Origin of the sequence: Atlanticothrix silvestris CENA357 (genome assembly GCF_016056295.1) — a bacterium.
Taxonomy (GTDB): Bacteria; Cyanobacteriota; Cyanobacteriia; order Cyanobacteriales; family Nostocaceae; genus Atlanticothrix; species Atlanticothrix silvestris.
Map to the genome: position 1 here is coordinate 12,156 of NZ_JAECZB010000014.1, position 24,406 is coordinate 36,561.

A 24,406-nucleotide genomic window follows, 5' to 3' on the forward strand; every position below is an offset into this window, starting at 1 on the left:
AAGTTTAAATTGATATGACTTCCACATTGCCAGATCCTCATCAAAGCAATCCAGGCGACACTGATGCCAATTCTCTCAGCTGGGAGGAAGAACTAGATAGCGCCATTTTCAACTTTGAAGACATTCAGAAGGAACTCAACTATAAACAAGCACAAACGGCGCTGCGAAACTTAGTCACCAATCTCGACCTCACTCCCCAAGAAAAATCCGGTTTGGAGGCGGAAATTGCTGATTTGGAAACCATGCTAGGAAAATTAGATCGCATGGTGGTGCAGATTGCTGCTTTTGGTATGGTGGGACGCGGTAAGTCTTCGCTACTAAATGCCTTAGTTGGGCAAACAGTATTTGAAACTGGGCCGTTGCATGGTGTTACCCGTGCAGCACAAAGAGTTAACTGGAGTATTAGTGAAGAGACGATTGGAAAAACTGAACGGGCTTTGCGAGTTACTCTCCCAGCGGTTGGTCAATCTCAAGTCGAATTAATTGACACTCCTGGGTTAGACGAAGTAGATGGTGATACTCGTGCGGCGTTAGCTGAACAGGTGGCAAAACAGGCGGATCTAATTCTGTTTGTGATTGCAGGTGACATGACGAAGATAGAACATGAAGCTTTGTCTCAGTTACGGGAAGCAGGTAAACCGATCATTTTGGTGTTTAACAAGGTAGACCAGTATCCAGAAGCAGACCGGATGGCAATTTATCAAAAAATTCGGGATGAAAGGGTACGAGAGCTACTGACACCCTTAGAAATTGTCATGTCCGCAGCATCACCACTAGTGAAAACGGCAGTTATGCGCTCTGATGGTAGTAGAGGATTGCAGTTGCGTACAGGTACTGCCCAAATTGAGGAGCTGAAATTAAAAATTTTAGAGATTCTGCACCGTGAAGGCAAAGCTTTGGTTGCCCTTAACACCATGCTTTATGCTGACACTGTGAATGAGCAATTGGTAGAGCGAAAACTGATGATTCGCGAACAGAATGCCAATCAGTTGATTTGGAAGGCTGTGATGACTAAAGCATTAGCGATCGCTCTTAATCCTGTCACTGTAGTAGATATTGTTAGTAGTGTTGTCATTGATATTGCTTTAATTTTGGGTTTATCTAAACTCTATGGCATCCCGATGAGCGAAAGCGGTGCTGTACAACTATTACAAAAAATTGCCCTGAGTATGGGCGGTATTGGTGCAAGTGAATTACTGGCAAATTTGGGCTTAAGTGGATTAAAAACCTTACTAGGCATCTCTGCACCAGTGACTGGTGGCGCTTCTTTAGGCCCATACATAACTGTGGCGATAACGCAAGCAAGTGTAGCGGGTGTATCTTCTTACGGAATTGGACAAGTCACTAAGGCTTATTTAGCGAATGGGGCAACTTGGGGCCCCGAAGGGCCAAAAGCAGTAATCAGTCGGATTTTGTCAAATCTTGATGAGACTTCAATTCTCAATCGCATTAAAGATGAATTGCTTCACAAGGTAAAATTCAAAAAGTAAGCCAGCCAAGTCAGTTATTGATAGATCCTGAACGCATGATGACTAAACCGAAGATTTTCATTGATGGGGAAGCAGGAACCACAGGTTTACAGATTTACTCACGTCTCAACCAACGTGATGACATCGAGTTAGTTAGTATTGAGTCATCTCAGCGTAAGGATGCAACTGAGCGAAGGAAACTGATTAATGCTGTTGATGTTGCTATTCTGTGCTTACCTGATGATGGGGCGCGTGAAGCAGTCAGTTTTGTCACAAATCCTAAAGTTAAAATTCTTGACGCTAGTACTGCTTATCGCACGGCTCAGGGTTGGGTATATGGCTTTCCTGAGATCAATCCAGGACAGCGAGAGCAAATCGCTAGCGCTCAGTTTGTCAGCAATCCAGGCTGTTATCCTACAGGATTTTTGGCTTGTATTCGTCCATTAATAGCTAAGGGTATTCTTCCTCACAACTTTCCTGTCACTATAAATGCAGTATCGGGCTACTCTGGTGGTGGAAAAAATCTCATCCAAAAGTACGATACCTTCCACGAAAAGCAAACTACAGAAACTTCACTTTATCCCTACGGCATTTATGGTTTGCAGTTTGGGCATAAGCACGTTCAAGAAATGCAAAAGTACTCTGGGTTAGCATCGCCACCGCTGTTTGTACCAGCTGTAGGAGATTTTGAGCAGGGGATGCTGGTACAAGTGCCTTTACCATTGTGGACTTTGGATAATCCACCCTCAGGTGAAGTAATTTATGATGCGATCGCTAACTACTTTCAAGGTGAAAAATTTGTGCAGGTAGCTCCTTTTCGAGATGCTACTGTGTTGCGAGATGGAACTTTTCTTGATGTGATCGCAGTAAATAATACTAATATTGTTCAGGTTTTTGTCTTCGCTAATGACACTACAAAAGAAGCATTATTAGTTGCTCGCCTTGATAACTTGGGCAAAGGCGCATCGGGAGCCGCTGTACAAAACCTTAATATTATGCTGGGCTTCCCAGAAGAGTTGGGATTGTAATAGTAAATACCTTGCCACGATTACTGATTTAAATCACCAAAGCGATTTCGATAACTTTCTAACAACTCTTCAGGGGTTTGATATCTAACTCCTGCTTGATTGTACCAATACAACACTTCTCGCTGAAGACCACCAGTTTGTGTAAGATATCTGCCAACTCCTAAACCCACTTCTGGCATCCAGAAGGGTTCACCGATTTGGATCTGATATTTTCCATCAACTAAGCGGTAAACTTCAAAAGGTTGGTGTTGGTCACGTTTCCAGAAATTTGGGTTGTAAACTACATAGTACAATACCCCTAGATTGGCATAAATTTCTATTTTGGAATCATATTCTCCTCCATAGGTTTGAGAGACAACCTCCAAAACAAAGATTGGGGAAACATCATTTTCTTCCCAAACTACATAACTTAGTCTGGAAGTATTTTTTCGCCTACGAGGGACTCCCAAAGCTAAAAATCCATCAGGAACAACAGGAACTCTAGGATTAACTCCTGTAGTATGGTACACGCCCATATCCACACCGAAAAACCAGTCATTCCGATTTCCCCAAATAAATTCAAGTAAAAATAGTAAAAAATTCGGAATAAAATTCTGATCTTCGTTATCCACAGGAATATCGTCAGAACAAGGCAGTTCAGCGCTACTTGGTAAAGTGGTCTTCCGTTGTCCTTGCAGCATAATATCTTACTCCACAAGCGCTTTAATCAATTATAAATGGCAGCATGAAAAAGCAGGGGAGCGCCAGAGTTGTGAGCAGAGGATAAAAAACGTCATTTGCGTTTAAGGCTTCAACCCTTGTATTACCAACATCTTAGAAAATTACTTGAAAACTACTGTACAAGACTTAGAACTTCAAGTTTCAACCTTGACAGATAGAGCTTAGAAGTCGGAACTTCGAGATTAGAACTAAAGATTTCCAGTTCTACACTCAAACTTCCAGCTTCTAAGCTCTAACTTTTAACCTTTCAAGCAGAAATTTGGAGATATTTTGCATACTCCTGATGCTTGCGACTGCATTTGTGGAGATTGACAGATCAACATGCGTCACAAAACATCAAATTTTACCCTCTGCTTTTAAAGGAGTTTAGCCACTCTCTAACTTGCTCGTGGGCAATATCGCGTCCGCCTAGACCAAAAGCTAGGGCAATAGCAACAGCGATCGCACCTAGTAAAAGTCCAAAAGCTAAATTCACAATATCACTAGCCACACCAATCTGTTGCAATGCCATTGCTGAGACTAAGGCAATAATTGCCACCCGTGCTACTTGACCTAAAATTCTGGCTTGGGGATTACCAGAACTGGTAATCACATTAAAGGCAAGATTAGCCAGGAACAAACCAACGGCAAAAACTACAAGTCCTGCCAAAATTCGTCCCAAGATGACTAGAATGCCAGCCACCAGTGTTGTTAAGGCTGGAATATTGAGAATATCAACCGCAGCCAAGGCTGCAAACAACATGATACCTACTAAGACAATAATGCCAGCAATTTCCGATGGAGTCCGGCTTGGCGGCGCAGATGGTGTTGGTTCTGCTGGAATGACAATTCGTCTAGTGGGCGTTGGCAGCCCTAAAGCAGAGAAAATATTGTTGAAGCCTATACTAGTGAGGATACTAGTTACTAAATCCGCCACAAACCGACCTAAGAAATAAGCCACGATTAAAATCGCTATGGCTGTAAAGATAGCAGGTAGGGCGTTGAGAATCTGCTGCAACATGGCGATCGCAGGCACTGAAATTGCCTCAATTCTCAAGGCATTGAGGGCGGCGATCGCGATCGGAATCAAAATCAAAATATAGACAATTGTGCCTATAATGTTCGATAAAGATTGCACTCCAGCAGACGAGGAAAGTCCCAGACGGCTTCCTAAATGGTCAACTCCAGTTGTCGCTAATAAATTAGTGACAATCCGCCGTACCACAGTAGCTATAAACCAGCCGACTGTAGCAATTAGCGTCGCCGCTATAATGTTAGGCAGAATTGAGAGAATCTGTGTAATTAGAACTTGTACTGGTAGTAATGCCTGTTGTAATCCTAAAGTGTCTAATATCGGGATCAGAAACAGTAAAAAGATAAACCAATACAAGGCATTACCAATTGTCTCGCTCAAAGGCAACTGGTTAGAGTTAGAAGCATCATCTTGTGTTTCTTGATTAAGACGCTCATCTAATCTAACTGCTCTGAGACCGCTGATAGTAATCAGCTTGACGATAGTTGCTAATAACCAAGCTACTCCCAACCAAATTGCTGCACCTACCAACTTAGGCAAGAAACCAACAAGTTGATCGAGAAAATTATTTAGGGGTCGAGAGGCTACTTCCAGTTGTAGTGTCTGTAAAACGGCTACAACCGTCAACAGAATAATAATCCAAAAAACTAAGCCGGAGATTAGTTTCTCCACCTGGGGAAGTTCCCCAGTGCTGCCGCGGCCGGTTATGCCGGCGGCAATCCGGTTATCTATGTTAGTGCGATTTAGAATACCCCGTGTGACTGCGGCTGCGATCGCTGCTACTAACCAACCAACTAATAAAATTGCTACAGCCCCTAGTAAACGGGGCATAAACAGAATTATTTGTTGGATGGTTCCTTGTACATAATCGATTCCTTGGTTTGCTCTTGATTGATCCAGTTGCAAACTTGGCGATTGTGCCAAAAATTGCTGTACCCTCATCGATAAACCAATGTCTATCAACTGGGTTATTCCTGGCCAAGTTGTGTTCATGGTTTTCCGGTATTAAGCTTAAATGTTTGCCAAAAACACTTGAGATGCTTATGGGATAGGTTGAGTTGTACAAACTTACACCCCAGTAAGTTCACTAGTGTCTGGCATATACATTTACCAGTAAAAACTTATATGGAATCGATAGCAAGAGTAATTTTTTACTTTATTAAGTAATTTCTCTTTATATCAATTAATACTTTCAAAATTTAAATTCCGTAGTTTAAGGATCAGACTGATGGCAATACGGTTCGGTTAAAGGGGAAAGGGGAAAGGAGAAAGGTTTTCAATACATCCTTTACCCCTTACCCTTTAACCTTTTCCCAGGCCACAAGGAAAGTTCATAGTGCTTATCCGAACCGTATTGAGACTGATGGTACTGACTTTTCACGGCATCTGGAAAATCTCTCTCCTTTTAAGAAAGAGACTTTGAATTTTCCCCCTTCCCGCGTCGGGAAGGGGGTTAGGAGGTTAGGTTTTTGGTGGACTTTTCCACATAACCTGAAAAGTCAGACTGATGGTATTGTCATCCTTTTCACCATCAGTCTCACTGTGCAAAATAGGGTTAGCAACGGTAGAAGGCCATCTCTGGATGATATTAAATTTATGATGTTAAATTTGTTTCAATCACCGTACCTACCAAACATGCTCTATCTAAATTTACCCCCCTCAAATTTGTACCTTCTAATTCCGCACACAATAAGTTTGCACCCGTCAAGTTTGCCCCTGCTAAATTAGCATCGCGCAAGTCAGCTTCTTCGAGATTTGCCTCACTCAACAACGCCCCTTGCAAATCAGCACGACTCAAATCAGCACCTTTAAGATTAGCCCCAGTTAGGTTTGCACCTCGTAAGTCAGCACCTCGTAAGTCAACGCCTTGTAGATTGATGTTCATCAAATTAGCGCCACTCAAAAAAGCACCAGCTAAAGATACATCGCTGAGTCTTGCTCCCATCAAGTTAGCGCCACGCAAATTGCTACCCCGCAAATCAGCACCTGTCAAATCTGCTTGCATCAAATTTGCTCCCATGAGATTCGCCCGCAAGTCAGTGGCTTGTAGGTTTGCTCCCATCAAGTTCGCTCCCTCAAAATGCCCACCTTCGAGTTTGGAACCTGTAAAATCAGTGCCCACAAGGGTAGCCCCTGCAAAGTTGATGCGGTTTAAATCAAGTTGAGAGAGTTCCTCGTCTTCTAAATTTACTCCTGGGAGCTGCTTAATTTTTCCTGATCTAATATCTTCGATATTCATTTAAGGTAACTACCAATCTCCTCACTACTCTTGCTGTGGCTATCCCACCGGGAATCAAGTAACCACATACCACTGCTGACTTTAGGCGACATCAAGGGTAAGTCGAGTCCCTGTTGCAAACCCATAACTAACAAAGCTAAAGCATCTACAAGTTTAGGATCAAAGCGGGTTGATTGTTGTTGTCTGCATTCATCTAAAGCTTGAGTAAATATCTCTTCGCGCGTTTTATTGGCAGATTTGATATTATTGACTCGCCACTGAAAATCTGCAACTAAAGCTACAATTCTGGACTCTAGGGGAATCTCATCTCCAGCTAAACCCGCAGGTTCTCCTGTACCATCCCACCACTCAGTTTGGTGAGTGATAATTTGGGCAACTGCACGCAGTCGGGGCATTGTTCGCAATACTTGCGCCCCAGGTACTAAAGGGCAAGTTAAGGGACAACTAGGGGCATGTTCTTCTTGGTAACGAGTAGATGTACCGGGAGTCAGAACACTTTCTGCTTTTTGTAATGGATCTATGCGGTGCAACAAACCTGCCAGCCGTAATCTTTTAATTTGCCAGGCAGGTAGTTCTAGAAGCTGCCCCATTGTCTCAGAAAGTGCTACTACTTCCGCTGCGGCCATTGGGTTATTGACATCTGCCACGTCCATTAATTGCGCCATCCGCAAAAATGCCTGGATTTCGTTAGAAACCAAGTTGCGATCTAATGCTTGTTGGCGCAGCGCTGCGGGGATGGCTAAATTCTCCTGTCCGGTTTGGAGATAATCAACTACGCGGGAGACAACTGTACCCAAGTTTTTAGGTGCGGCTAAACCAGACTGTATTGATTCTTGATGGGCGAAAAGTTTTTTTGCTAGTTCTGGGTTGTATTTTTGAATGTGGGCGATCGCTAATTCTACTGTCTCTTTTACTAGCTCTGGCTCAAACGTCCACAAGCCATAAAATTTACGCTCTAAATCTGTGTCTGGCAGTCCTCCCACACCATAATCAGCTTCTGATAGTTCTTGACAAAGTACCATTGCTGTGTAATCGGGTGCAAGAATAATCAAGTGCCACTCCTGCGCCACTGGATCAGCTGTATCTAATGCCACTAAGTCCACATTGGGTAATTGACTTGTGGAATGTTCCACAAAGCCTGCATCCGCTGCTGCCATAATGACAATTTCGCGGCTGCACTTAGCAATATCTGCATATCTTTCTGCTTCTTGCAGATACCATTTACCCTGTTGGAAGGCTGCGATTACTAAAGGTTTACTATTATCAGTTAAGATGTGGTCTTCTAAGGCATGGCACAGGGAAACTAGGGTATTTTTGTAGTACACCCCTAATCGAATTGGTCTAGTGCTATGGCGATGTGCTGCTTCCAGTTGTTGGAGAATTGAACCTTCTAACATAGAACTTGGTGGGAAATGATCGCAGATGGTGAGAAGTTTAGGGGCTAGAGGCTAAGGGCTAGGGGTTAGAGGGTAGGAGCTAGTATTTTTGGTTTTTTTAATTAACTTCTAGTCACTAGTCCCTAGTTCCTAATTCCTGTCTTTTATGATACGTTCGCTAACTGTTTGTCTTTAGTTTCCATTGGTGCAGACAGTGCTGCTTCTAAGTCGGCACAACCCAGCTTTTCTTCTAAGATTTTCATGACTTCGCGTCCGAAGTCGTTGGGGTTTTGTCGCCAAGCTTGCAAGCAAACTTCGCCGAAGAAGGAACCGAGAGGTTCGGGGTTCCATAATAATTTCTTGGCTGTCCACGGCATCAAGCTCATGGGATCATACCCTGGTTTGAGGATGCCTTCTTTGAAAGCATATTCTTCTAAATGGGTATGGGGTTGGAGTCCAATAAAGAAAATGGCAGGTTCGACTTTATCAACACCGAAAATTCGTTCTAGTTCGCGATGATAGGCGATAGTTTGGCGAATAGTTTCGGGGCGTTCGTCAATGACATTAAAGGAGTAATTGACGGATACTAAATCATTAAACCCAGCGGCTTTTAAGTCACGGCAGTTTTGTAAAACAGTCCGCAGGTTATACCCCATCCGCATTTTTCGCACGAGTTCTTGAGAACCGCTAGTGATGCCAATTTCAAAGTAGTTCATCCCAGTTTTCGCCATCAATTCGCACAACTGGGGTGTCAGATTGTCGGCTCTGATATATGCTGCCCAGTTAATGTCTGTCATGCCAGAATCGACGATTTTCTGCAAAAGTTCTATTGCATCATCGATAAATTTACGTGCGGGGATAAATTGGGCATCGGTAAACCAGAAGTTGCGAATACCGCGATTATACAATTGGCGCATCTCGGCAACGACTTCATCTGCCGGATTGATCCGTACCTGTTTGCCTTCGACGACGGTGTAGACGCAATAACAACAGTTGTGAGGACAACCACGCTTGGTTTGGACACCGATATAGAAGTCTTGTTCTTGCAAGTAATAGTTAAATTCGGGCCAAATGCTTTCTATATAATCGTAGTTACAAGCGGTTTTTTCTAAGGGTGTGGGTTGTTCGTGAATTAACTTGTTACGTGGTTGAGTTTCTCCCACAACGTAGCAACGTTCATCTTGAAACTCGCGGCCACTTAAAAGTTTTTCTAGTAGAGTTTCGCCTTCACCTATAGAAATAATTGTTCCTTGAGGTAAGCTTTTACCCAACTGTTCATAAAATACGCTGACTGCACCGCCACCAACAACTGCACGAGCATCGGAATGATATTGTTGGGCGCGTTTTAAACCGCGTTTGATTAGTCCCTGGTTACGCCACAGTTCTGCGTAGTAAGCGATAAAGATTCGCAAACCTCCTAAGCCCCCCCGTAATTTAATCAAGGGATTGCTGGCATAGTAAAATTCAAAGGCGTTTTGCAGCGGGTTCCCACCGCGTCCACCAACTGGGGCATAAATTTGAATATCCCGCCACGAAAATACTAGCAGTGTTGGTTTAAATTCATCTATACAATCATCCAGAGCAGAAGCGTAGTCCAAAGGTGGCACTGTTCCTAAATCAAAAATACGCTGTTCGATTGCAGGAAATTGCTTGTGGACATGATCTGACAGATAAACAACCCCAATGGGAAAGATTGGGTTACAGGGAAGGCGAACGTAGAGAATTCGATTTTCCATCATGAGGGTTTTAACTTCCATCTTGCCGTTCTTCGAGGAAAAGCGAGAGAAAATCTCGTTTTAAAGTGTGTTTGTTTTAGTCACCTTGGCTCTATCAAAATTTTGCTTGACATGTAAGCTGATTTTTGATAAAGAATAGCTCTTTATTGGCAACCTTGGGAATAGCTAAATTTGCTCAACATCAAACAAATATAGATAGGTTTTATGAAGAAAGTTGTCATATATCTTTACCATAACATTGAGTTTCTTCATTAAGCGATGATCCCTGATGTAAGTCTGGGGATAGATGAAACCCAAAAATAAATTCTGGAGTGGTTGCTATGGAATAATCGCTTGATTGTGCTTAATTCACAGTTACCTCAGAGAAATACGAGCTTTGTTAACAAGAAAATATCAGCAGATGTAGTGTATACTTTACAAAAAAATAGATTTTTTTATATAATTTTCATAACTTGAACATATCTTTAGATATAAATAGCGTAGAAAATTTCAGTTGGTAGTCGGAGTTACAGCATCTGGGGATCAGCAAGTGTTAGCTTTGCGGATGTAATGTAAAATTGTGGCGTAAAGCTCCTCGGCAGTTATGGCTCAAATACTAGATCCACTACCACCTGAGCAATCGGGGAACATTCTCTGCTGCTACGTTAATGCCACGAGCAAAATTCAGGTGGCTCGCATCTCCAACATTGCTAACTGGTACTTTGAAAGGGTTGTTTTTCCTGGACAGCGCCTCATGTTTGAAGCACCACAAGAAGCTCAAATGGAGATTCATACTGGTATGATGGCTAGTGCAATTTTATCGGATAATATTCCGTGCGATCGCCTGGCAATTGACCAGCCTAGCAGAAAAGAGTTTGATACAGATTCACTAGGGATAGACCCTATCAGTAATAAATCAATGGTGTCATTGATTAATACAAAAACCGGAGATACAACAAAACCTTTAACAGTAGGTGGTTTAGTGTTCGTTGATTAAAAAAACAATTTTTTTCAATTTTGAGGGTTGCTAAATTTAGCAACTCTTTTTGTTTGAGTGGGGCATGGGGAAGAAGGGTAAAGGGAAAGGGGTAAGGGGGAAAGGGTTTGTTTCTTCATCCTTGAATCTTTTCCCAAGATTGTTCATGCCCTGCTCCCCTGCTCCTCTGTTCCCCTGCGGTCTAAAATTATTATTATGAATCTACCTTCTTTTCTTTGGCTGTGGAAAATAGCCGCCTGGTCAATGGGGTTATCGATAGTGGCGTATTTGCTGTTAGCGATTACTGGTATTTGGATGTTTAGCGTCAGAACTTCGCAAAATCCCCCTGGTTTTTTACCGATTATTGGAGGACGTGCAGAAGCGCGATCGCTCCACTATACAATCGGCATCACTATGGTAAGTTTAGTGCTACTACTATTGGCAATTGGCATTGTCGGTACTTTGGGACACTTTGGTTCCTTAGGACAATCATCACACTTAGTTGCTGGATTGATAGTAGTAGGATTAGTTTTGCTGTCTGCTTTCAGCGCCACACTAATTAGTCCTAGACGACCTTGGGCTAGACCTTTACATATAGGTGCGAATATTATTCTATTTGGGGGTTTTGCTTGGGTGTCAATTACTGGTTGGATTGTAGTACAAAAGTATTTGCCTTAATCAGAATATGCTCTTGCACTTAGAGAAACCCAACGATGATTTCTCATTCAATGAGCTTGCTTGACTTTAAAGGCAAGGAAAACACGAAACAGACAATCAAGCTCATGATCATAAGTTCGCCTCCATCTTCCACAAGGATAAGTAAAGGATCTAAAAAAGGAGTACTTAATACTACATGAAGCATGTCCATGAAAACTCCAAAAATAGCCAGAGCAAACAGCAATATAATTAAAGATTTCGATACTTCTCTAGACAAGCGATCGCCCAAGCGATAATTAATACCAATAGCAATCAGAAAAAATAAACTTACTACAGCAGACACAACAAGCTCTCCTAAATCTACTGCTCTTAAGTTCAATATGGCAGGAAACGAAAATTTACTGCTGATTAAAGCTCCCAAGTTTTCATGAATCTGAACTGAATCATCAAGTAACAAATAAAAAAACAGTACAGACCAGCTTAAGTATAAAAGCGAACGCCCTTGTATTGCTAATAAGCCTAACAAAAGTGCAGACCAATACTCTTTTACATATTGGAAAATTTCTGAATATCCTCTGTCTTTTTCTAAAGAAAAAATGTCATTAGAAATCAAGTCACTATACGAATAAACCAAGTGAAGAAGAATAAAACCAATGTCGGTTGCCAAAAACAAGCAACACAATTTAACTATCCAATTACCTTTATTTAGTTTTACTGAATATCTTAGGTTTTTATTTAGCATAGAACTGAAATCCTTAATAACCTTCAGCCCAAACCACTCTGACTACTTTGTCGCAAGCTATTACGACTTTAAATTACACAATTACTTCCTAAGTTTGTTAATTGCTGACCGTTAACAGTCCATACGAAAAGATGTGCAACTTAGATGCGTGACAGTTTAGTAGTTGTGTCTGAAGCTTATGGAGTACTTGAAATCACTATTTAACTTAAACTTAAAGTAATCATAAATTAAATTTAATATAAGATTAAACTTTTTTAAAAGGATTAAATAAAATTTGATGAAATTTACTTAAAAAAGCAGTGATTTATTGTCATAAAAATTTCATTACTATCTAAAGAAAGATTTAGTAATACCCTTTTAGAAAGATTTTTACTCAGCAATTTTGTAAACAAAGTAAAATAAACGCTTAACTTACAATAAAAAAAAGCATGATGATAAAGCCGTGACAGTAACCTCAGCCAATACCTCTACTTCTATTTTTCGCCTGTCTCCGTTAATTCGAATTACTCTATTGACTTTATATGTGGCACTGACAGCACCATTACCCTTTTTATCTCAGGTAACAGCTGCACCTATACCGCCAGCATTATTGTGGGTAGGAATTAGCATAGGCTTAGTTGGCCTATATGCGGTGTTGACTGAACGAGTAATTGTCAATGACCAAGAAATTCAGGTAACTTACCCGGCTTGGGTTCCGCGCTTTTTTCGTAAAGGTTGGATTTTACCTTGGTCAGATGTCAAAGAATTAAAACCTCGTTCTACTGGTCAAGGAGGATTGGTTTATTATTTTCTCAGCCAAGATGGAAAAGCTTATTTACTCCCCATGCGTGTAGCTGGATTTGCCCGTTTGGTAAAAATTGTAGAAGCTAAAACAGGCATTAACACTACAGATGTTCGCCCTCTAGCACAGCCGTGGATGTATATAATTTTATTAGGATTTACTCTACTGCTATTGTTAGTTGATGGCTGGACTATCGCCACCGCTTTAACTACCGGACAATTAAATTAGATAAAAAGTAGGAATTAGGGAGTGGTAATTCTTCCCTAATCCCCAGTTCCCAGTTCCCATTTCCACAAGGTTGAACTTGAAGAATGTCGCTAAAACAGCCCAACTACGGCTAGAACAAGTTAGTCTGTTTACAAAGCTCAAAAACCAGCTTCAGGGATACCCCATATTGCAGGATATTTCCTTTGAGGTATACCGAGGAGACTGCATTACCATTGTGGGCCCATCAGGTGCTGGTAAAACTTCATTATTACGTCTAATCAACCGCCTGATTGAACCCACTCACGGTAAAATTTATTTGGAGAATCAAGAGTACCACCAAATTCCTGTAACACAGCTACGCCAATTGGTGACACTGGTATTACAAGAATCAAAGCTACTAGGGATGACAGTTCAACAGGCTTTGGCCTATCCTTTACTTTTGCGTAGTTTGCCCGCACAAACCATTCAGCAACGAGTCAATCATTGGATAGAACAACTGCACATTCCTAGGGAGTGGTTAGGACGAACTGAAGTACAACTTGCTGCTGGACAGCGACAACTAGTAGCGATCGCTCGTGCTTTAATCATCCAGCCAAAAGTTTTACTATTAGATGAGCCAACCTCTGCTTTAGATGCTGGTACCGCTTCTCATCTGATGCAAGTCCTAACTCAGCTAAATCAAACTCATCAAACCACAATTTTGATGGTCAATCAGCAAATGGACTTAAATCAAATGTTTTGCACCCGGCTGTTACATCTACAGCAAAGCCAGTTATTAACAGATAAAACAGCCTCTGAAATCGACTGGGTTAACTTACGCAATAGCTTGATGCAAGCAGAAGCTCAAGCTGCTGAAGAATGGATTTAAACGGCTTTGTTTTGAATGTCAACTGAAGAGTTAAAAACTCCTAACTTTTAACTTTCAACTTCCAACTCTACGACCGTTGAGTACTCAGTGTAGAACGTTGGTTGCTAAATTTTTCTTTAGCTAACTTGGTTTGTACCTGTGGAATATTGGCATTCAAAATTTCCATGTTAAACCTGTATCCCACATTTCTGATAGTTTGAATTAAACTAGGTTGGCGCGGATCAAGTTCAACTTTTTTTCGTAGCGATAAAACATGAGTATCAATGGTACGAGGGTTATCAATAGCGTCAGGCCAAGCACGACGCAGTAATTCCGATCTACTTAGAGGTACTCCTCCAGCTTGCGCTAAAACATACAGCAAACTGAATTCTTGAGGTGTTAAGTCGATGAACTCTCCTTGGAATCGGACGCGGCGCTGGACTAAATCGATTTGCAAAGTGCCATAATCCAGGTAAGCTGGCGCAGATGGCGTGCGCTTACGGCGAATTAATGCTTCTACTCTTGCTAAGAACTCTTGCATTCCAAAAGGTTTACTTAGGTAATCATCTGCTCCCGCCTTCAAACCTGCAACGATATCGGCTTCGTTACTACGCGCAGATAGCATTAAGATTGAAGGTTGCTGCTGACGATGTAACCAACGGCAAAATTCAATACCATCACCATCAGGCAGATCTGCATCTAGAATGACTAGAGCCGGCTGATGGACTAAAAACTCTTCTCTTGCTTGATAAATGCTGGCAGCTTGATGCACCCTATATTCTAACTGCTGCAAGTGCCAACCGAGCAACGACCTCAGATGGGGATTCCCCTCAACGATTTCAATACAAACCGAACCCACAGTGGTAAGACCCCTTAGCGTCGATGAATTTCAAAGTAACAAGCCTATGCCTAAGGTTTTGTAGTCTTTGTTACTTCAACTGCAATTGGCTTTACATTTCCTCAAACAAAGAGTGGAAATATCTTTAACTTATGCCTTGCCCAAGGCTGAGTTAGTCTGATTCTTTAATTTTTTCTTAAATTTTTGTTAGACTAAGCAAAGGTTCTCTTAATCAAACATCCTGCTTTCATAGGGATGTAATACACCAAAGAACTGCCACCAAACAGGGTAATTATTAATCGAGCTATCTTTTCGCTTGATAGTGTCAGGGGCTTTCATATTGTAAATAATGATGCCATTATGTCAACATCCGCCAATAAAATCGGGCTGTAGACAGAGGAAATCATAAGAATAGCTTACCAGATAATAAAATTCCGGGTTTTGTGGAATAGGATTGAATTACGTCTTAGCTACTGGAGGATAATAACAAAATAAATATATTTAGCTTCGAGTTAATACCACGAGAGTAGAAGTGACACTTCACATTTGGGCGTGAATCATTTACAATTCTCATTCCAAAGAGATTAATACAGCAGTTATGCTTCAAGACACACAAACCATTCGCTATTACCAAAAAATTACCGACGCCTTCGCTAGGTTATGGAGTAGCGGTTATCGCATGGATGATATGCGGATGTATTTGGATGGATATTTAGCCGCGCTGCGTCAGAGTAACGCTATTGAACCTTTTCTAATTCATCGCCTAGAAGAGGAAGCCAGCCGCTATCTGTACGATGAATCAAATTTTCTCATGACTCAAACAGAAGCACAGCCTGATTACTACTAATTCCTTTAACCAAGTCATTAGGAGTAACCATAGATCAACGCAGATGATTATAGCATATCATTTGCCTTTATCAAGGCTTTAGTGGTGTGAAATTTTGGAGATATTTTTATTGATAAAATTATCCCCTCGGATTTGTTTTGGTTATGCCAAATTTTCTGAGGGGATTTTCAACATAAATAAATATTTTTTGTTTTATGCTAAGGCAAAGCATTGTGTGGGCTTCACGACTTGTAACGACTGTCGTGCAAATAAGAGGTTGTAATTTTAAGAGGTTATTTATAAAGTAAAAATAATCTCTAAGTAGTGCAAGTGTGCTAACGGAAGTTGTTTGTTGGGGGGAACCCTTCTAACGCAATGATTCCCCTTGGCGCTAGCCTATCCCTGTTGGAGAAGACTACGCTGCTTCATCGCTACAATACGTAATTTTACAACAGATTGATTTTGTACTAAGAATTTTAGCGACAATTAAAAAAACGTATTTTATTAATCCAGTAGAAAATCACCTAAAAACGTCAGCAAAGCTTGCCACAGGTATTATTGTTTCCCGTGAATTGTCTGACTGCTCTTCTATATTTTGATTAGCAAAATGCTTGTCCATAATTGCGGGAACTTGTGCGGCTTGAATTTTGCTGTAGCGGGTTTTGTCTGGCATAACTAAGTTGGGGCCAGCTTTGCAGTTTTTCATGCAGCCAGTACCTTTAATATTTACTTGGTCTTCTAAACCGCGATCGCTTAAATTTGCCTCTAATGCCTGACAAAGGGCTTTACCACCGTGTTTCATACAATCAGACTTTTGACAAACTAAAATTGTGGCTTTAGTTTTGGCTGGTTTTACTTTGGCGTGATCAACTATTGGGGGTTGCTCTACTAAGGAGATAGTCTGAACTTTCCCCATATCACTTCGCGCTGCCATTACATGTTCAGCCTTTAATGTCACTGTATCACTTTTTTTGTCGTATTTTTTTTGACCAACAACTTGTAACCAAGTGCCTGGGGGTAATCTCCAGTCAAAAGTAGCTCTTAAATGTTTAGCAAGTTTAACGTAGCACTCACCTTCATAAGTCGCCAATGTCAAGCCTTTGAGCTTATAACCATCTTTAATAACAAAATCAATAAATCTTCCTTCTAGGCGAAATTCTGAAATTTCTGTACTGTAGGATGCACTCATGTTGTTTAACCTAATCTTTTACTAAGGTGAACCTAAGACATGTAAGTAAGATACTTTGAACAGCCATCCACCATTACAACTGTTGGTCTCGACTGTGCCAGCTGTGTTCAAGAGTCCAAATCAAGTCTTGACGAGAAGCTGTGAATCGCTGCATTACGTACCAAAGTTGAATAGCTGCCGTGGGATTGCTAATTTCCACTTTCAATGGTTGGTTAGCCTCACACCAACAAGGAATATCTAGCTCTTGTAAGCGTTGATAGATTTGCCAACGGTCTGCCCAATTGACCTGAACAACGTGCTTATTTTCTACTTCTGAACTAAACGATTTCAAAAGACTGTCCCTCAAAGTGCGACTAAATTGCATTAACTAATATGCTTTTACTCCCCGACGTTTAGCATTCTGTGGAAGTAAAACTTCTTTTTTAAAGATAGCTTAAGTGCAAACAATTCTCAATTAGTTTAGCAAAAAAATATCAAAAATTCGTAATAATTCCCTGTCGTCGAGGAAAAAAGCAGAAAAGAAAGATCAAGAACAATAGGGAATGGAGCATTGGGCAGGGAGTGCGATCTTCTCTTAAGGTGAGACGTTAAAGCGGAAAGTTTACGCGTTTGGGGGTTTTTTAAGTCGAGGAGACAGCGCCGTGGGCGTTTTTGGTGACTTGTACCGCTAAAGTGGAATCCGCAGGGTAGCAACTGCCGTTATTGGGCATTAATAATTATTTCTCCTCTGCCTCCTGCTTTCTATGATGTCTATGTGTTCATCTCACTAACAAGTAAAATTTGTACTTTTAATGACAAATAATGCAAAATTTTATGATATTGGATAGTCTTGCTTTTCTTTTTAAAATGTTAATATGTAGAGGCTCAGCAGTTAGCATCTATAACTGCTAAAAAGAGAGGAGAATAATGTCTGATACGCAAACTTTGTTACAAAATTTTGGTCAGGTATATGACAATCCTGTTTTGCTGGATCACAGCGTAACCGCTCCAGTTACCGAAGGATTTAATGTCGTATTAGCTAGTTTTCAGGCACTGTATTTGCAGTACCAAAAACATCATTTTGTCGTTGAAGGTGCAGAATTTTACTCACTGCATGAGTTCTTCAACGAAAGCTATGACGAAGTTCAAGACCATATCCACGAAATTGGTGAGCGTTTGAACGGACTAGGTGGTGTACCAGCTGCTAGTTTCAGCAAATTAGCAGAATTAACCTGTTTTGAGCCAGAAGCCGATGGTGTATTTTCTTCCCGCAAGATGGTAGAAAATGATTTAGCGGCAGAACAAGCCATTATCAATGTGATTCGCCGTCAAGCTGCCCAGGCAGAGAGCTTAGGCGATCGCGGTACACGCTATTTGTACGAAAAAATTCTGTTAAAAACTGAAGAAAGAGCTTATCACCTCGCTCACTTCCTTGCTAAAGACAGTTTAACCTTGGGATTTGTCCAGCCTGCTCAAAACTAACAGCCTCATCATCTAGATTGGTTTACTCTAGACTGAAGAAAATGTTAGCGAACCTAGGTCTTAAAAAAATATAAAGAATGGCAGAGAAATGATACATATCTCTGCCATTTTTAATCTAAGTAAATAAAACAACACAGAATGTAATTTTGACAAGGGATAGATATTAAAAAATATTGGCAATAAGCTAATTAGGAAATAATCTTATCTAAGTTAATTAGATAAAGGCAACTGTTAGGAATATATGGAGAAAATAAATATTGAATTATTGCAAAAATTATGAGTTTAAATAAAAAATATTAGCAAGCAGATGGGAAGTTATTTCTTGAGAGTTAACTAAAATTAGACATACACCAATATAGAGATAATAAAGAAGATGAGGTAGATCAAGGAGAGTAACTGTATAAAAACTTCTTCATCTGGTTATATTTACGACTATATTTCTACAGTGTCTGTTATCAAACATGGAAAACTTGATAATAAACAACATGAGTGAGGGTAAAGACCCTTAAAATAATCAGGATTTGTATTCTCGTACTCCAACCCAACGACTATGCCCCGCCGTCAAGACCTCCGGAAAATACTGCTGTTAGGCTCTGGCCCAATTGTGATTGGACAAGCCTGTGAGTTTGACTACTCTGGTACTCAAGCCTGTAAAGCGTTGCGAGAAGAAGGCTATGAAGTAGTGTTAGTCAACTCTAACCCTGCAACAATTATGACCGACCCAGAAACGGCCGATCGCACCTATATTGAGCCGTTAACACCAGAAGTGGTCGAAAAAGTCATCGAAAAAGAACGCCCTGATGCTCTATTACCAACGATGGGAGGGCAAACTGCCCTCAACCTTGCTGTTGCTTTGGCGAAAAATCGGGTGTTGGAAAAGTACGGCGTTGAGTTAATTGGCGCTAAACTACCAGCCATTGAGAAAGCCGAAGATAGAAAACTTTTTGGTGAAGCAATGGCAAGGATTGGGGTAGCTGTATGCCCCAGTGGTACAGCCGAATCTTTGGAACAAGCCAAAGCGATCGCCCGCCAAATTGGTACTTATCCGCTAATTATTCGCCCAGCGTTTACAATGGGTGGTACTGGCGGCGGTATAGCCTACAACCAAGAAGAATTTGAAGAAATGGCACAGGTAGGTATAGATGCCAGCCCGGTTTCGCAAATTTTGATCGATCAGTCTCTACTCGGCTGGAAAGAATATGAATTGGAAGTGATGCGCGATTTAGCAGATAACGTTGTAATTATCTGTTCTATCGAAAACCTCGATCCAATGGGTATTCATACTGGGGACTCGATCACCGTGGCTCCTGCCCAAACCCTCACCGATAAAGAATACCAACGGTTGCGGGATATGGCAATTAAAATCATCCGTGAGATTGGCGTGGAAACTGGTGGTTCTAATATCCAGTTTGCTGTCAATCCTGTTACTGGGGATGTGGTTGTCATTGAGATGAATCCGCGTGTTTCTCGCAGTTCCGCTTTGGCTTCTAAAGCTACAGGTTTCCCCATTGCGAAGATGGCGGCAAAACTAGCTGTGGGCTACACCCTAGATGAAATCAAAAATGACATTACTAAGAAAACTCCCGCATCTTTTGAGCCGACAATTGACTATGTAGTTACCAAAATTCCCCGCTTTGCTTTTGAAAAGTTCCCAGGTTCAGACCCAGTGCTGACCACCCAAATGAAGTCGGTGGGTGAAGCGATGGCAATTGGGCGGACATTCAATGAATCTTTTCAAAAGGCGCTGCGTTCCTTAGAAACTGGACGCGCTGGTTGGGGTTGCGACCAACCAGAAAAATTACCTAGTGGTGAACAAATCCGCGCCCTTTTACGAACACCTAACCCCGATCGCATTTTTGCTGTGCGCCATGCTTTGCAACTGGGACTAAGTACTGAAGAAATCTACGAACTCACAGGTATTGACCCTTGGTTTCTCGATAAAATGCAGCAACTGCTTGATGTAGAGAAATTCCTCAAGCGGACACCTCTGAAGCAGTTGACAAAAACCCAATTATATGACGTTAAACGGGATGGATACAGCGATCGCCAGATTGCCTTTGCTACCAAAACAACTGAAGATGAAGTCCGCGCCTACCGCCAACAACTAGGAGTTATCCCCGTTTACAAAACTGTAGACACTTGTGCGGCTGAATTTGAAGCGTTTACTCCCTACTACTACTCTACCTACGAAGAAGAAACGGAAGTCTTACCCACGACTAAGCCGAGGGTAATGATTTTAGGCGGTGGCCCTAACCGAATTGGGCAGGGAATTGAGTTTGATTATTGTTGTTGTCATGCAGCTTATGCCCTGAAGAAAGAAGGGTTTGAGACGATCATGGTCAACTCTAACCCAGAGACCGTGTCAACAGATTATGACACCAGCGATCGCCTTTACTTTGAGCCATTGACCAAAGAAGATGTCCTCAATATTATCGAAGCCGAAAATCCTGTAGGCGTGATTATCCAGTTTGGTGGACAAACACCATTGAAGTTGGCTGTTCCCCTCCAGAAAGTACTCAATAGTCAACAATCAACGCTCAGCACAAAGATCTGGGGCACATCACCAGATTCTATCGACATGGCAGAAAACCGGGAGCGATTCGAAAAGATCCTTAACCAGTTGAATATTGCTCAACCGCCGAATGGTATTGCCCGGAGTTATGAAGATGCCCTGATTGTGGCCAAACGCATCGGTTATCCAGTAGTAGTGCGTCCTAGCTATGTGCTGGGAGGACGGGCGATGGAAATCGTTTATTCTGATGCTGAATTAGAACGCTACATGACCTTTGCAGTACTAGTGGAACCAGAACATCCGATTTTAATTGATAAGTTTTTGGAAAACGCGATTGAAGTCGATGTAGATGCGATCGCCGATCACACAGGACGTGTAGTGATTGGCGGTATCATGGAACACATTGAGCAAGCCGGGATTCACTCTGGAGATTCCGCCTGTACTTTACCTTCAATTTCTCTATCACCAGCAGTACTTAATCAAATTCGCACTTGGACAGTGCAACTGGCACAGGCACTATCAGTTATCGGGCTAATGAATATTCAGTTTGCCGTGGTTGGCGCTCAAGGCTACTCTCCCCAAGTTTATATTCTTGAAGCTAACCCCCGCGCTTCGCGTACAGTGCCATTTGTTTCCAAGGCTACGGGTGTGCAATTAGCAAAACTTGCATCCTTAATCATGTCTGGTAAAACTTTAGAGGAACTGGGCTTTACTGAGGAAGTGATTCCGTCTCATATTGCCGTCAAAGAAGCAGTTTTGCCCTTTAATAAATTCCCCGGAACTGATACAATATTGGGCCCAGAGATGCGCTCTACTGGTGAGGTGATGGGGATTGATAGTGACTTTGGACGCGCCTATGCTAAGGCCGAATTAGGCGCAGGAGAGCGTTTACCTCTTAAAGGAACTGTGTTCGTGTCGATGAGCGATCGCGATAAAACAGCTGCGGTTCCTGTCGTTAGGGAGTTTATTGATCTAGGCTTCACTGTTATGGCTACCCTTGGTACAAGGCAAGTACTCCAAGAACAGGGATTAGATGTTGAGCTGGTACTAAAGCTCCATGAAGGTCGTCCCCATGTCCTAGATGCCATCAAAAATCAGAAAATCCAACTTATTATCAACACCCCTTCAGGAGAAGAAGCTCAGACTGATGCTAGATTAATCCGTCGTACAGCCCTAGCTTACAAAATCCCTATTATTACGACCATCGCTGGAGCAAAAGCCACTGTTGCCGCTATCCGTTCTTTACAGACTACGACTATGGATGTAAAAGTCATCCAAGAATACTGCATAACAAGTTTGTGATGCCCTGAACCTAGAAAGTAAGGGCGAGTTGTTTTTAATCAAGGAGTTAGGAACTGTGGAGACAATTTTAAATTTGGAATTGTTTCCCCCCTCCTATTCCTGGAATCTGCATTAAGCCGTATTTACTAGAAAAATTAAGCAATTATTATAGAAGAATCATTATTGTTATCGTTGAGATATTTTAACAAATATGAGGAAGTTATTTTTCTCTGGCCAAACATTTATCTAAACAGGCTTCAAGTTACCTAGAAGCTAAAGGCAAGATTAGACTTCACCTAAGACGAGGACGGTTTCAACCACAAAAAACAAATAAAACCAAAGCCCTTCCCTGTTAACTTTCTGCCTTAACCTTAAGCATCAGTCCCTTTGGTTAAAAGCTGAGAGTCACCCAACTATTGCCATCTTTCTATATGCATCAACGAGAACATCCGCAAAATTCTAAGTTACTAAGTATTTCAAATCCTCTCATAAATGTTACAATTATTAATAGTGATTAAATACAAAAAATGTCAGTCTTATTACCTTTTATCTAACCATAGACACTTGTGAAAGCTAATCAAAAACTGTAACGTCTTGCAGTTAAGAGTCTAATTTGATGAATTATGAGCAGCCGAGAATCTCGGATGCACAAATTGCCAACCATCGCGTGGGTTCCCAGTTCAACTGGGTAGCGCCCTCAAAGAGCATCTATCAATTAATGACCCTACCTAACAATCCATCATTACCAAAGAGTAGCGCCATGAAGACCGCTCAAACAGCCACAGACCTCGTGCGGACTTACCTGCGTGAGATTGGCCGTGTGCCACTCTTAACCCACGAGGAGGAAATTTTTTATGGCAAACAAGTGCAACGTTCTAGCACGTTGCATGAAGTGAGGGAAAATCTTGCTACCCAGTTGGGTCGTCAACCAAATATAGAAGAGTGGGCGACGGCAGCAAAACTAGAAATAGCAGAGTTGAACGACGCGATCGCCGAAGGTGAAATTGCCAAGCGTAAAATGGTAGAAGCCAATTTGCGCCTAGTTGTATCTGTCGCCAAAAAATATATTAAGCGCAACGTCGATTTACTTGACTTGATCCAAGAAGGTAGCATTGGGATGCAGCGGGGCGTAGAAAAGTTTGACCCCACGAAAGGCTACAGATTTTCTACTTACGCCTATTGGTGGATTCGTCAAGCCATCACGCGGGCTATCGCCGAAAAAGCTCGCACTATCCGCTTACCGATTCACATTACCGAGAAATTAAATAAGATCAAAAAAGCACAGCGCCATTTATCTCAAAGACTAGGAAGGGCCCCCTCTGCTTCGGAGCTAGCTCAAGAATTAGAATTAACACCCAAGCAGGTACGCGAGTACTTAGAAAAAGCCCGGTTGCCTCTGTCTCTAGATTTACGGCTTGGAGATAACTATGATACCGAACTTGGAGAAATGCTGGAAGATCCAGGAGCTTCTCCAGAAGAGTTTGTCATGCAATCTTCCTTATCTTATGACTTGGATCGTTTAATGGAAGAACTTACCCCCCAACAGCGAGAAGTCATAACATTGCGCTTTGGTTTAACTGATGGGCAAGCCCTAACTCTAGCAAGAATAGGCGAAATCTTAAATATTAGCCGTGAACGAGTCAGGCAAATTGAGCGCGAAGCTCTCACCAAACTTCGCAAATCTAAAGCTAGCATGGATGAATATTTGGCTAGCTAGTCAATTGTCAATGGTGAGATAGCGCTGTATTCGCGTAGCGTTTCCGTTAGAAGAAGGGTAGGATTTCTCAACCTAAGAAACTACTTAAAGCCTTTGGCATAGCTTCTCTACGAGACGCTCCGCGTTAACAAAGCTTTTGCTTTAGCGATACGCTTAGAGCGCCGTCGGTAGCGATGTTAGGCTCATCGCCATTGCCTGTACTTGTTTCGAGAGCCAGTAGGGTAGAGTCAATGGTCAAAAGATATTACTTACTGTATAAACTTTATAAAATTTTGACTTTGGACTCATAAGGCGAGAAAATACGCTGCTTTTGGTACGGTTACACCGACTTCTATGTGAGAATTACCTTGTTACATTATTTGACAGGAACACTTAATAACAAGCTAATTCAAATAAAAGACAGGCGTTTGTTGTTCAAATCACAAACACTGTAGCTAGCAGTGTTAATAACAGGAGGTATAACGTGAGTAACCCATCCAATCGAGTCTCAGAATTTTTTAATAGTGAGTCAGAAACTGGGGATTTACTGTGGCAATATGTTAAATCAATGAGTCCAGAGACAGTTACCCAGCTATCTAAACCAACCTCTTCCGAAGTCTTTCAAGTGATGGAACGCAACATTATAGGACTTTTGGGAAATCTGCCCTCAGAACACTTTGGCGTAACCGTAACTACAAGTCGAGAAAGCCTCGGTCGGCTGCTGGCTTCTGCAATGATGAGTGGATATTTTTTGCGTAATGCTGAGCAGAGAATGAACTTAGAAACAGCTTTGCAAGGAACCGAAAATAATAGTGAAATTGATTAGTGAGTTGA

20 protein-coding genes are annotated in these 24,406 nt (G+C 41.6%); 11 read left to right on the plus strand and 9 right to left on the minus strand.

Features of this window, described 5'->3' with window-relative positions:
* Positions 1 to 14 precede the first annotated feature (14 nt).
* Both I8751_RS08415 and argC read left to right on the plus strand, forming a co-directional pair.
* On the plus strand, positions 15 to 1,490 hold the full coding sequence (locus I8751_RS08415) for a GTP-binding protein (protein WP_214438722.1): 1,476 nt from the start codon (positions 15 to 17) through the stop codon (positions 1,488 to 1,490).
* 38 nt (positions 1,491 to 1,528) lie between these two features.
* Positions 1,529 to 2,497, plus strand: coding sequence for an N-acetyl-gamma-glutamyl-phosphate reductase (gene argC / locus I8751_RS08420; protein ID WP_214438807.1), 969 nt, complete (start codon positions 1,529 to 1,531; stop codon positions 2,495 to 2,497).
* Between the two features lie 20 nt (positions 2,498 to 2,517).
* Here the strand turns inward: argC and I8751_RS08425 are convergent, their stop codons facing one another.
* The 5 genes from I8751_RS08425 to I8751_RS08445 form a co-directional block, all read right to left on the minus strand.
* Entirely contained in the window at positions 2,518 to 3,177 is a 660-nt protein-coding gene (locus tag I8751_RS08425) for a Uma2 family endonuclease (protein ID WP_214438723.1), read from the minus strand.
* Between the two features lie 383 nt (positions 3,178 to 3,560).
* A complete protein-coding gene (locus tag I8751_RS08430) occupies positions 3,561 to 5,222 on the minus strand; it encodes a mechanosensitive ion channel (RefSeq protein ID WP_214438724.1) in 1,662 nt (553 codons plus the stop codon).
* 601 nt (positions 5,223 to 5,823) lie between these two features.
* Positions 5,824 to 6,468 carry a pentapeptide repeat-containing protein gene (locus I8751_RS08435; protein ID WP_214438725.1) on the minus strand — a complete coding sequence of 215 codons (645 nt, stop codon included), beginning with the start codon at positions 6,466 to 6,468 and terminating at the stop codon, positions 5,824 to 5,826.
* Positions 6,465 to 7,865 carry a DICT sensory domain-containing protein gene (locus I8751_RS08440; RefSeq protein ID WP_214438726.1) on the minus strand — a complete coding sequence of 467 codons (1,401 nt, stop codon included), beginning with the start codon at positions 7,863 to 7,865 and terminating at the stop codon, positions 6,465 to 6,467. Before I8751_RS08440 ends, I8751_RS08435 begins: the two co-directional genes overlap by 4 nt.
* Before the next feature lie 143 nt (positions 7,866 to 8,008).
* The gene (locus tag I8751_RS08445) at positions 8,009 to 9,601 is read right to left on the minus strand and encodes a photosystem II high light acclimation radical SAM protein (protein WP_214438727.1); all 1,593 of its coding nucleotides are present in this window, start codon (positions 9,599 to 9,601) and stop codon (positions 8,009 to 8,011) included.
* A gap of 562 nt (positions 9,602 to 10,163) precedes the next feature.
* On the opposite strand from I8751_RS08445, the gene I8751_RS08450 reads away from it, so the two are divergent.
* Positions 10,164 to 10,556 (plus strand): DUF1830 domain-containing protein, encoded by a 393-nt coding sequence (locus I8751_RS08450; protein ID WP_214438728.1) that lies wholly within the window; start codon positions 10,164 to 10,166, stop codon positions 10,554 to 10,556.
* A gap of 195 nt (positions 10,557 to 10,751) precedes the next feature.
* Positions 10,752 to 11,213: a DUF4079 domain-containing protein gene (locus I8751_RS08455; RefSeq protein ID WP_214438729.1), complete on the plus strand. Its 462-nt coding sequence runs from the start codon at positions 10,752 to 10,754 to the stop codon at positions 11,211 to 11,213.
* A 43-nt stretch (positions 11,214 to 11,256) separates the two neighbouring features.
* Here the strand turns inward: I8751_RS08455 and I8751_RS08460 are convergent, their stop codons facing one another.
* Complete coding sequence (locus I8751_RS08460; RefSeq protein ID WP_214438730.1) at positions 11,257 to 11,859, minus strand: hypothetical protein; 603 nt, start codon at positions 11,857 to 11,859, stop codon at positions 11,257 to 11,259.
* A 517-nt stretch (positions 11,860 to 12,376) separates the two neighbouring features.
* On the opposite strand from I8751_RS08460, the gene I8751_RS08465 reads away from it, so the two are divergent.
* Positions 12,377 to 12,943: a hypothetical protein gene (locus I8751_RS08465; protein WP_214438731.1), complete on the plus strand. Its 567-nt coding sequence runs from the start codon at positions 12,377 to 12,379 to the stop codon at positions 12,941 to 12,943.
* A 76-nt stretch (positions 12,944 to 13,019) separates the two neighbouring features.
* The gene (locus I8751_RS08470; protein WP_214438732.1) at positions 13,020 to 13,790 is read left to right on the plus strand and encodes an ABC transporter ATP-binding protein; all 771 of its coding nucleotides are present in this window, start codon (positions 13,020 to 13,022) and stop codon (positions 13,788 to 13,790) included.
* 67 nt (positions 13,791 to 13,857) lie between these two features.
* Here I8751_RS08470 and I8751_RS08475 read toward each other — a convergent pair whose 3' ends face one another.
* Entirely contained in the window at positions 13,858 to 14,628 is a 771-nt protein-coding gene (locus I8751_RS08475; protein ID WP_214438733.1) for a response regulator transcription factor, read from the minus strand.
* Between the two features lie 577 nt (positions 14,629 to 15,205).
* Here I8751_RS08475 and I8751_RS08480 point away from each other — a divergent pair.
* Positions 15,206 to 15,454 carry a DUF6761 family protein gene (locus I8751_RS08480; RefSeq protein WP_214438734.1) on the plus strand — a complete coding sequence of 83 codons (249 nt, stop codon included), beginning with the start codon at positions 15,206 to 15,208 and terminating at the stop codon, positions 15,452 to 15,454.
* Positions 15,455 to 15,953: 499 nt separating this feature from the next.
* Here I8751_RS08480 and I8751_RS08485 read toward each other — a convergent pair whose 3' ends face one another.
* Positions 15,954 to 16,622, minus strand: a complete 669-nt coding sequence (locus tag I8751_RS08485; RefSeq protein ID WP_214438735.1) for a (2Fe-2S) ferredoxin domain-containing protein — start codon at positions 16,620 to 16,622, stop codon at positions 15,954 to 15,956.
* 73 nt (positions 16,623 to 16,695) lie between these two features.
* The gene (locus I8751_RS08490; RefSeq protein WP_214438736.1) at positions 16,696 to 16,953 is read right to left on the minus strand and encodes an Asr1405/Asl0597 family protein; all 258 of its coding nucleotides are present in this window, start codon (positions 16,951 to 16,953) and stop codon (positions 16,696 to 16,698) included.
* A 575-nt stretch (positions 16,954 to 17,528) separates the two neighbouring features.
* Here I8751_RS08490 and I8751_RS08495 point away from each other — a divergent pair.
* From I8751_RS08495 to I8751_RS08510, 4 genes are all read left to right on the plus strand, one after another.
* Positions 17,529 to 18,083, plus strand: a complete 555-nt coding sequence (locus I8751_RS08495) for a DNA starvation/stress protection protein DpsA (protein WP_214438737.1) — start codon at positions 17,529 to 17,531, stop codon at positions 18,081 to 18,083.
* A 550-nt stretch (positions 18,084 to 18,633) separates the two neighbouring features.
* Entirely contained in the window at positions 18,634 to 21,897 is a 3,264-nt protein-coding gene (carB, locus tag I8751_RS08500; protein ID WP_214438738.1) for a carbamoyl-phosphate synthase large subunit, read from the plus strand.
* Between the two features lie 739 nt (positions 21,898 to 22,636).
* Positions 22,637 to 23,593, plus strand: coding sequence for an RNA polymerase sigma factor, RpoD/SigA family (locus I8751_RS08505; protein ID WP_214438739.1), 957 nt, complete (start codon positions 22,637 to 22,639; stop codon positions 23,591 to 23,593).
* Between the two features lie 463 nt (positions 23,594 to 24,056).
* Positions 24,057 to 24,398, plus strand: coding sequence for a DUF760 domain-containing protein (locus I8751_RS08510; RefSeq protein WP_214438740.1), 342 nt, complete (start codon positions 24,057 to 24,059; stop codon positions 24,396 to 24,398).
* Positions 24,399 to 24,406: the final 8 nt, after the last annotated feature.

What these genes read in the sequence shown, in the direction of transcription:
- I8751_RS08415 (WP_214438722.1), top strand. Translation starts at nt 15, where the DNA reads ATGACTTCCACATTGCCAGATCCTCATCAAAGCAATCCAGGCGACACT.
- argC (WP_214438807.1), top strand. Translation starts at nt 1,529, where the DNA reads ATGACTAAACCGAAGATTTTCATTGATGGGGAAGCAGGAACCACAGGT.
- I8751_RS08425 (WP_214438723.1), bottom strand. Translation starts at nt 3,177, where the DNA reads ATGCTGCAAGGACAACGGAAGACCACTTTACCAAGTAGCGCTGAACTG.
- I8751_RS08430 (WP_214438724.1), bottom strand. Translation starts at nt 5,222, where the DNA reads ATGAACACAACTTGGCCAGGAATAACCCAGTTGATAGACATTGGTTTA.
- I8751_RS08435 (WP_214438725.1), bottom strand. Translation starts at nt 6,468, where the DNA reads ATGAATATCGAAGATATTAGATCAGGAAAAATTAAGCAGCTCCCAGGA.
- I8751_RS08440 (WP_214438726.1), bottom strand. Translation starts at nt 7,865, where the DNA reads ATGTTAGAAGGTTCAATTCTCCAACAACTGGAAGCAGCACATCGCCAT.
- I8751_RS08445 (WP_214438727.1), bottom strand. Translation starts at nt 9,601, where the DNA reads ATGGAAGTTAAAACCCTCATGATGGAAAATCGAATTCTCTACGTTCGC.
- I8751_RS08450 (WP_214438728.1), top strand. Translation starts at nt 10,164, where the DNA reads ATGGCTCAAATACTAGATCCACTACCACCTGAGCAATCGGGGAACATT.
- I8751_RS08455 (WP_214438729.1), top strand. Translation starts at nt 10,752, where the DNA reads ATGAATCTACCTTCTTTTCTTTGGCTGTGGAAAATAGCCGCCTGGTCA.
- I8751_RS08480 (WP_214438734.1), top strand. Translation starts at nt 15,206, where the DNA reads ATGCTTCAAGACACACAAACCATTCGCTATTACCAAAAAATTACCGAC.
- I8751_RS08485 (WP_214438735.1), bottom strand. Translation starts at nt 16,622, where the DNA reads ATGAGTGCATCCTACAGTACAGAAATTTCAGAATTTCGCCTAGAAGGA.
- I8751_RS08495 (WP_214438737.1), top strand. Translation starts at nt 17,529, where the DNA reads ATGTCTGATACGCAAACTTTGTTACAAAATTTTGGTCAGGTATATGAC.
- carB (WP_214438738.1), top strand. Translation starts at nt 18,634, where the DNA reads ATGCCCCGCCGTCAAGACCTCCGGAAAATACTGCTGTTAGGCTCTGGC.
- I8751_RS08505 (WP_214438739.1), top strand. Translation starts at nt 22,637, where the DNA reads ATGAAGACCGCTCAAACAGCCACAGACCTCGTGCGGACTTACCTGCGT.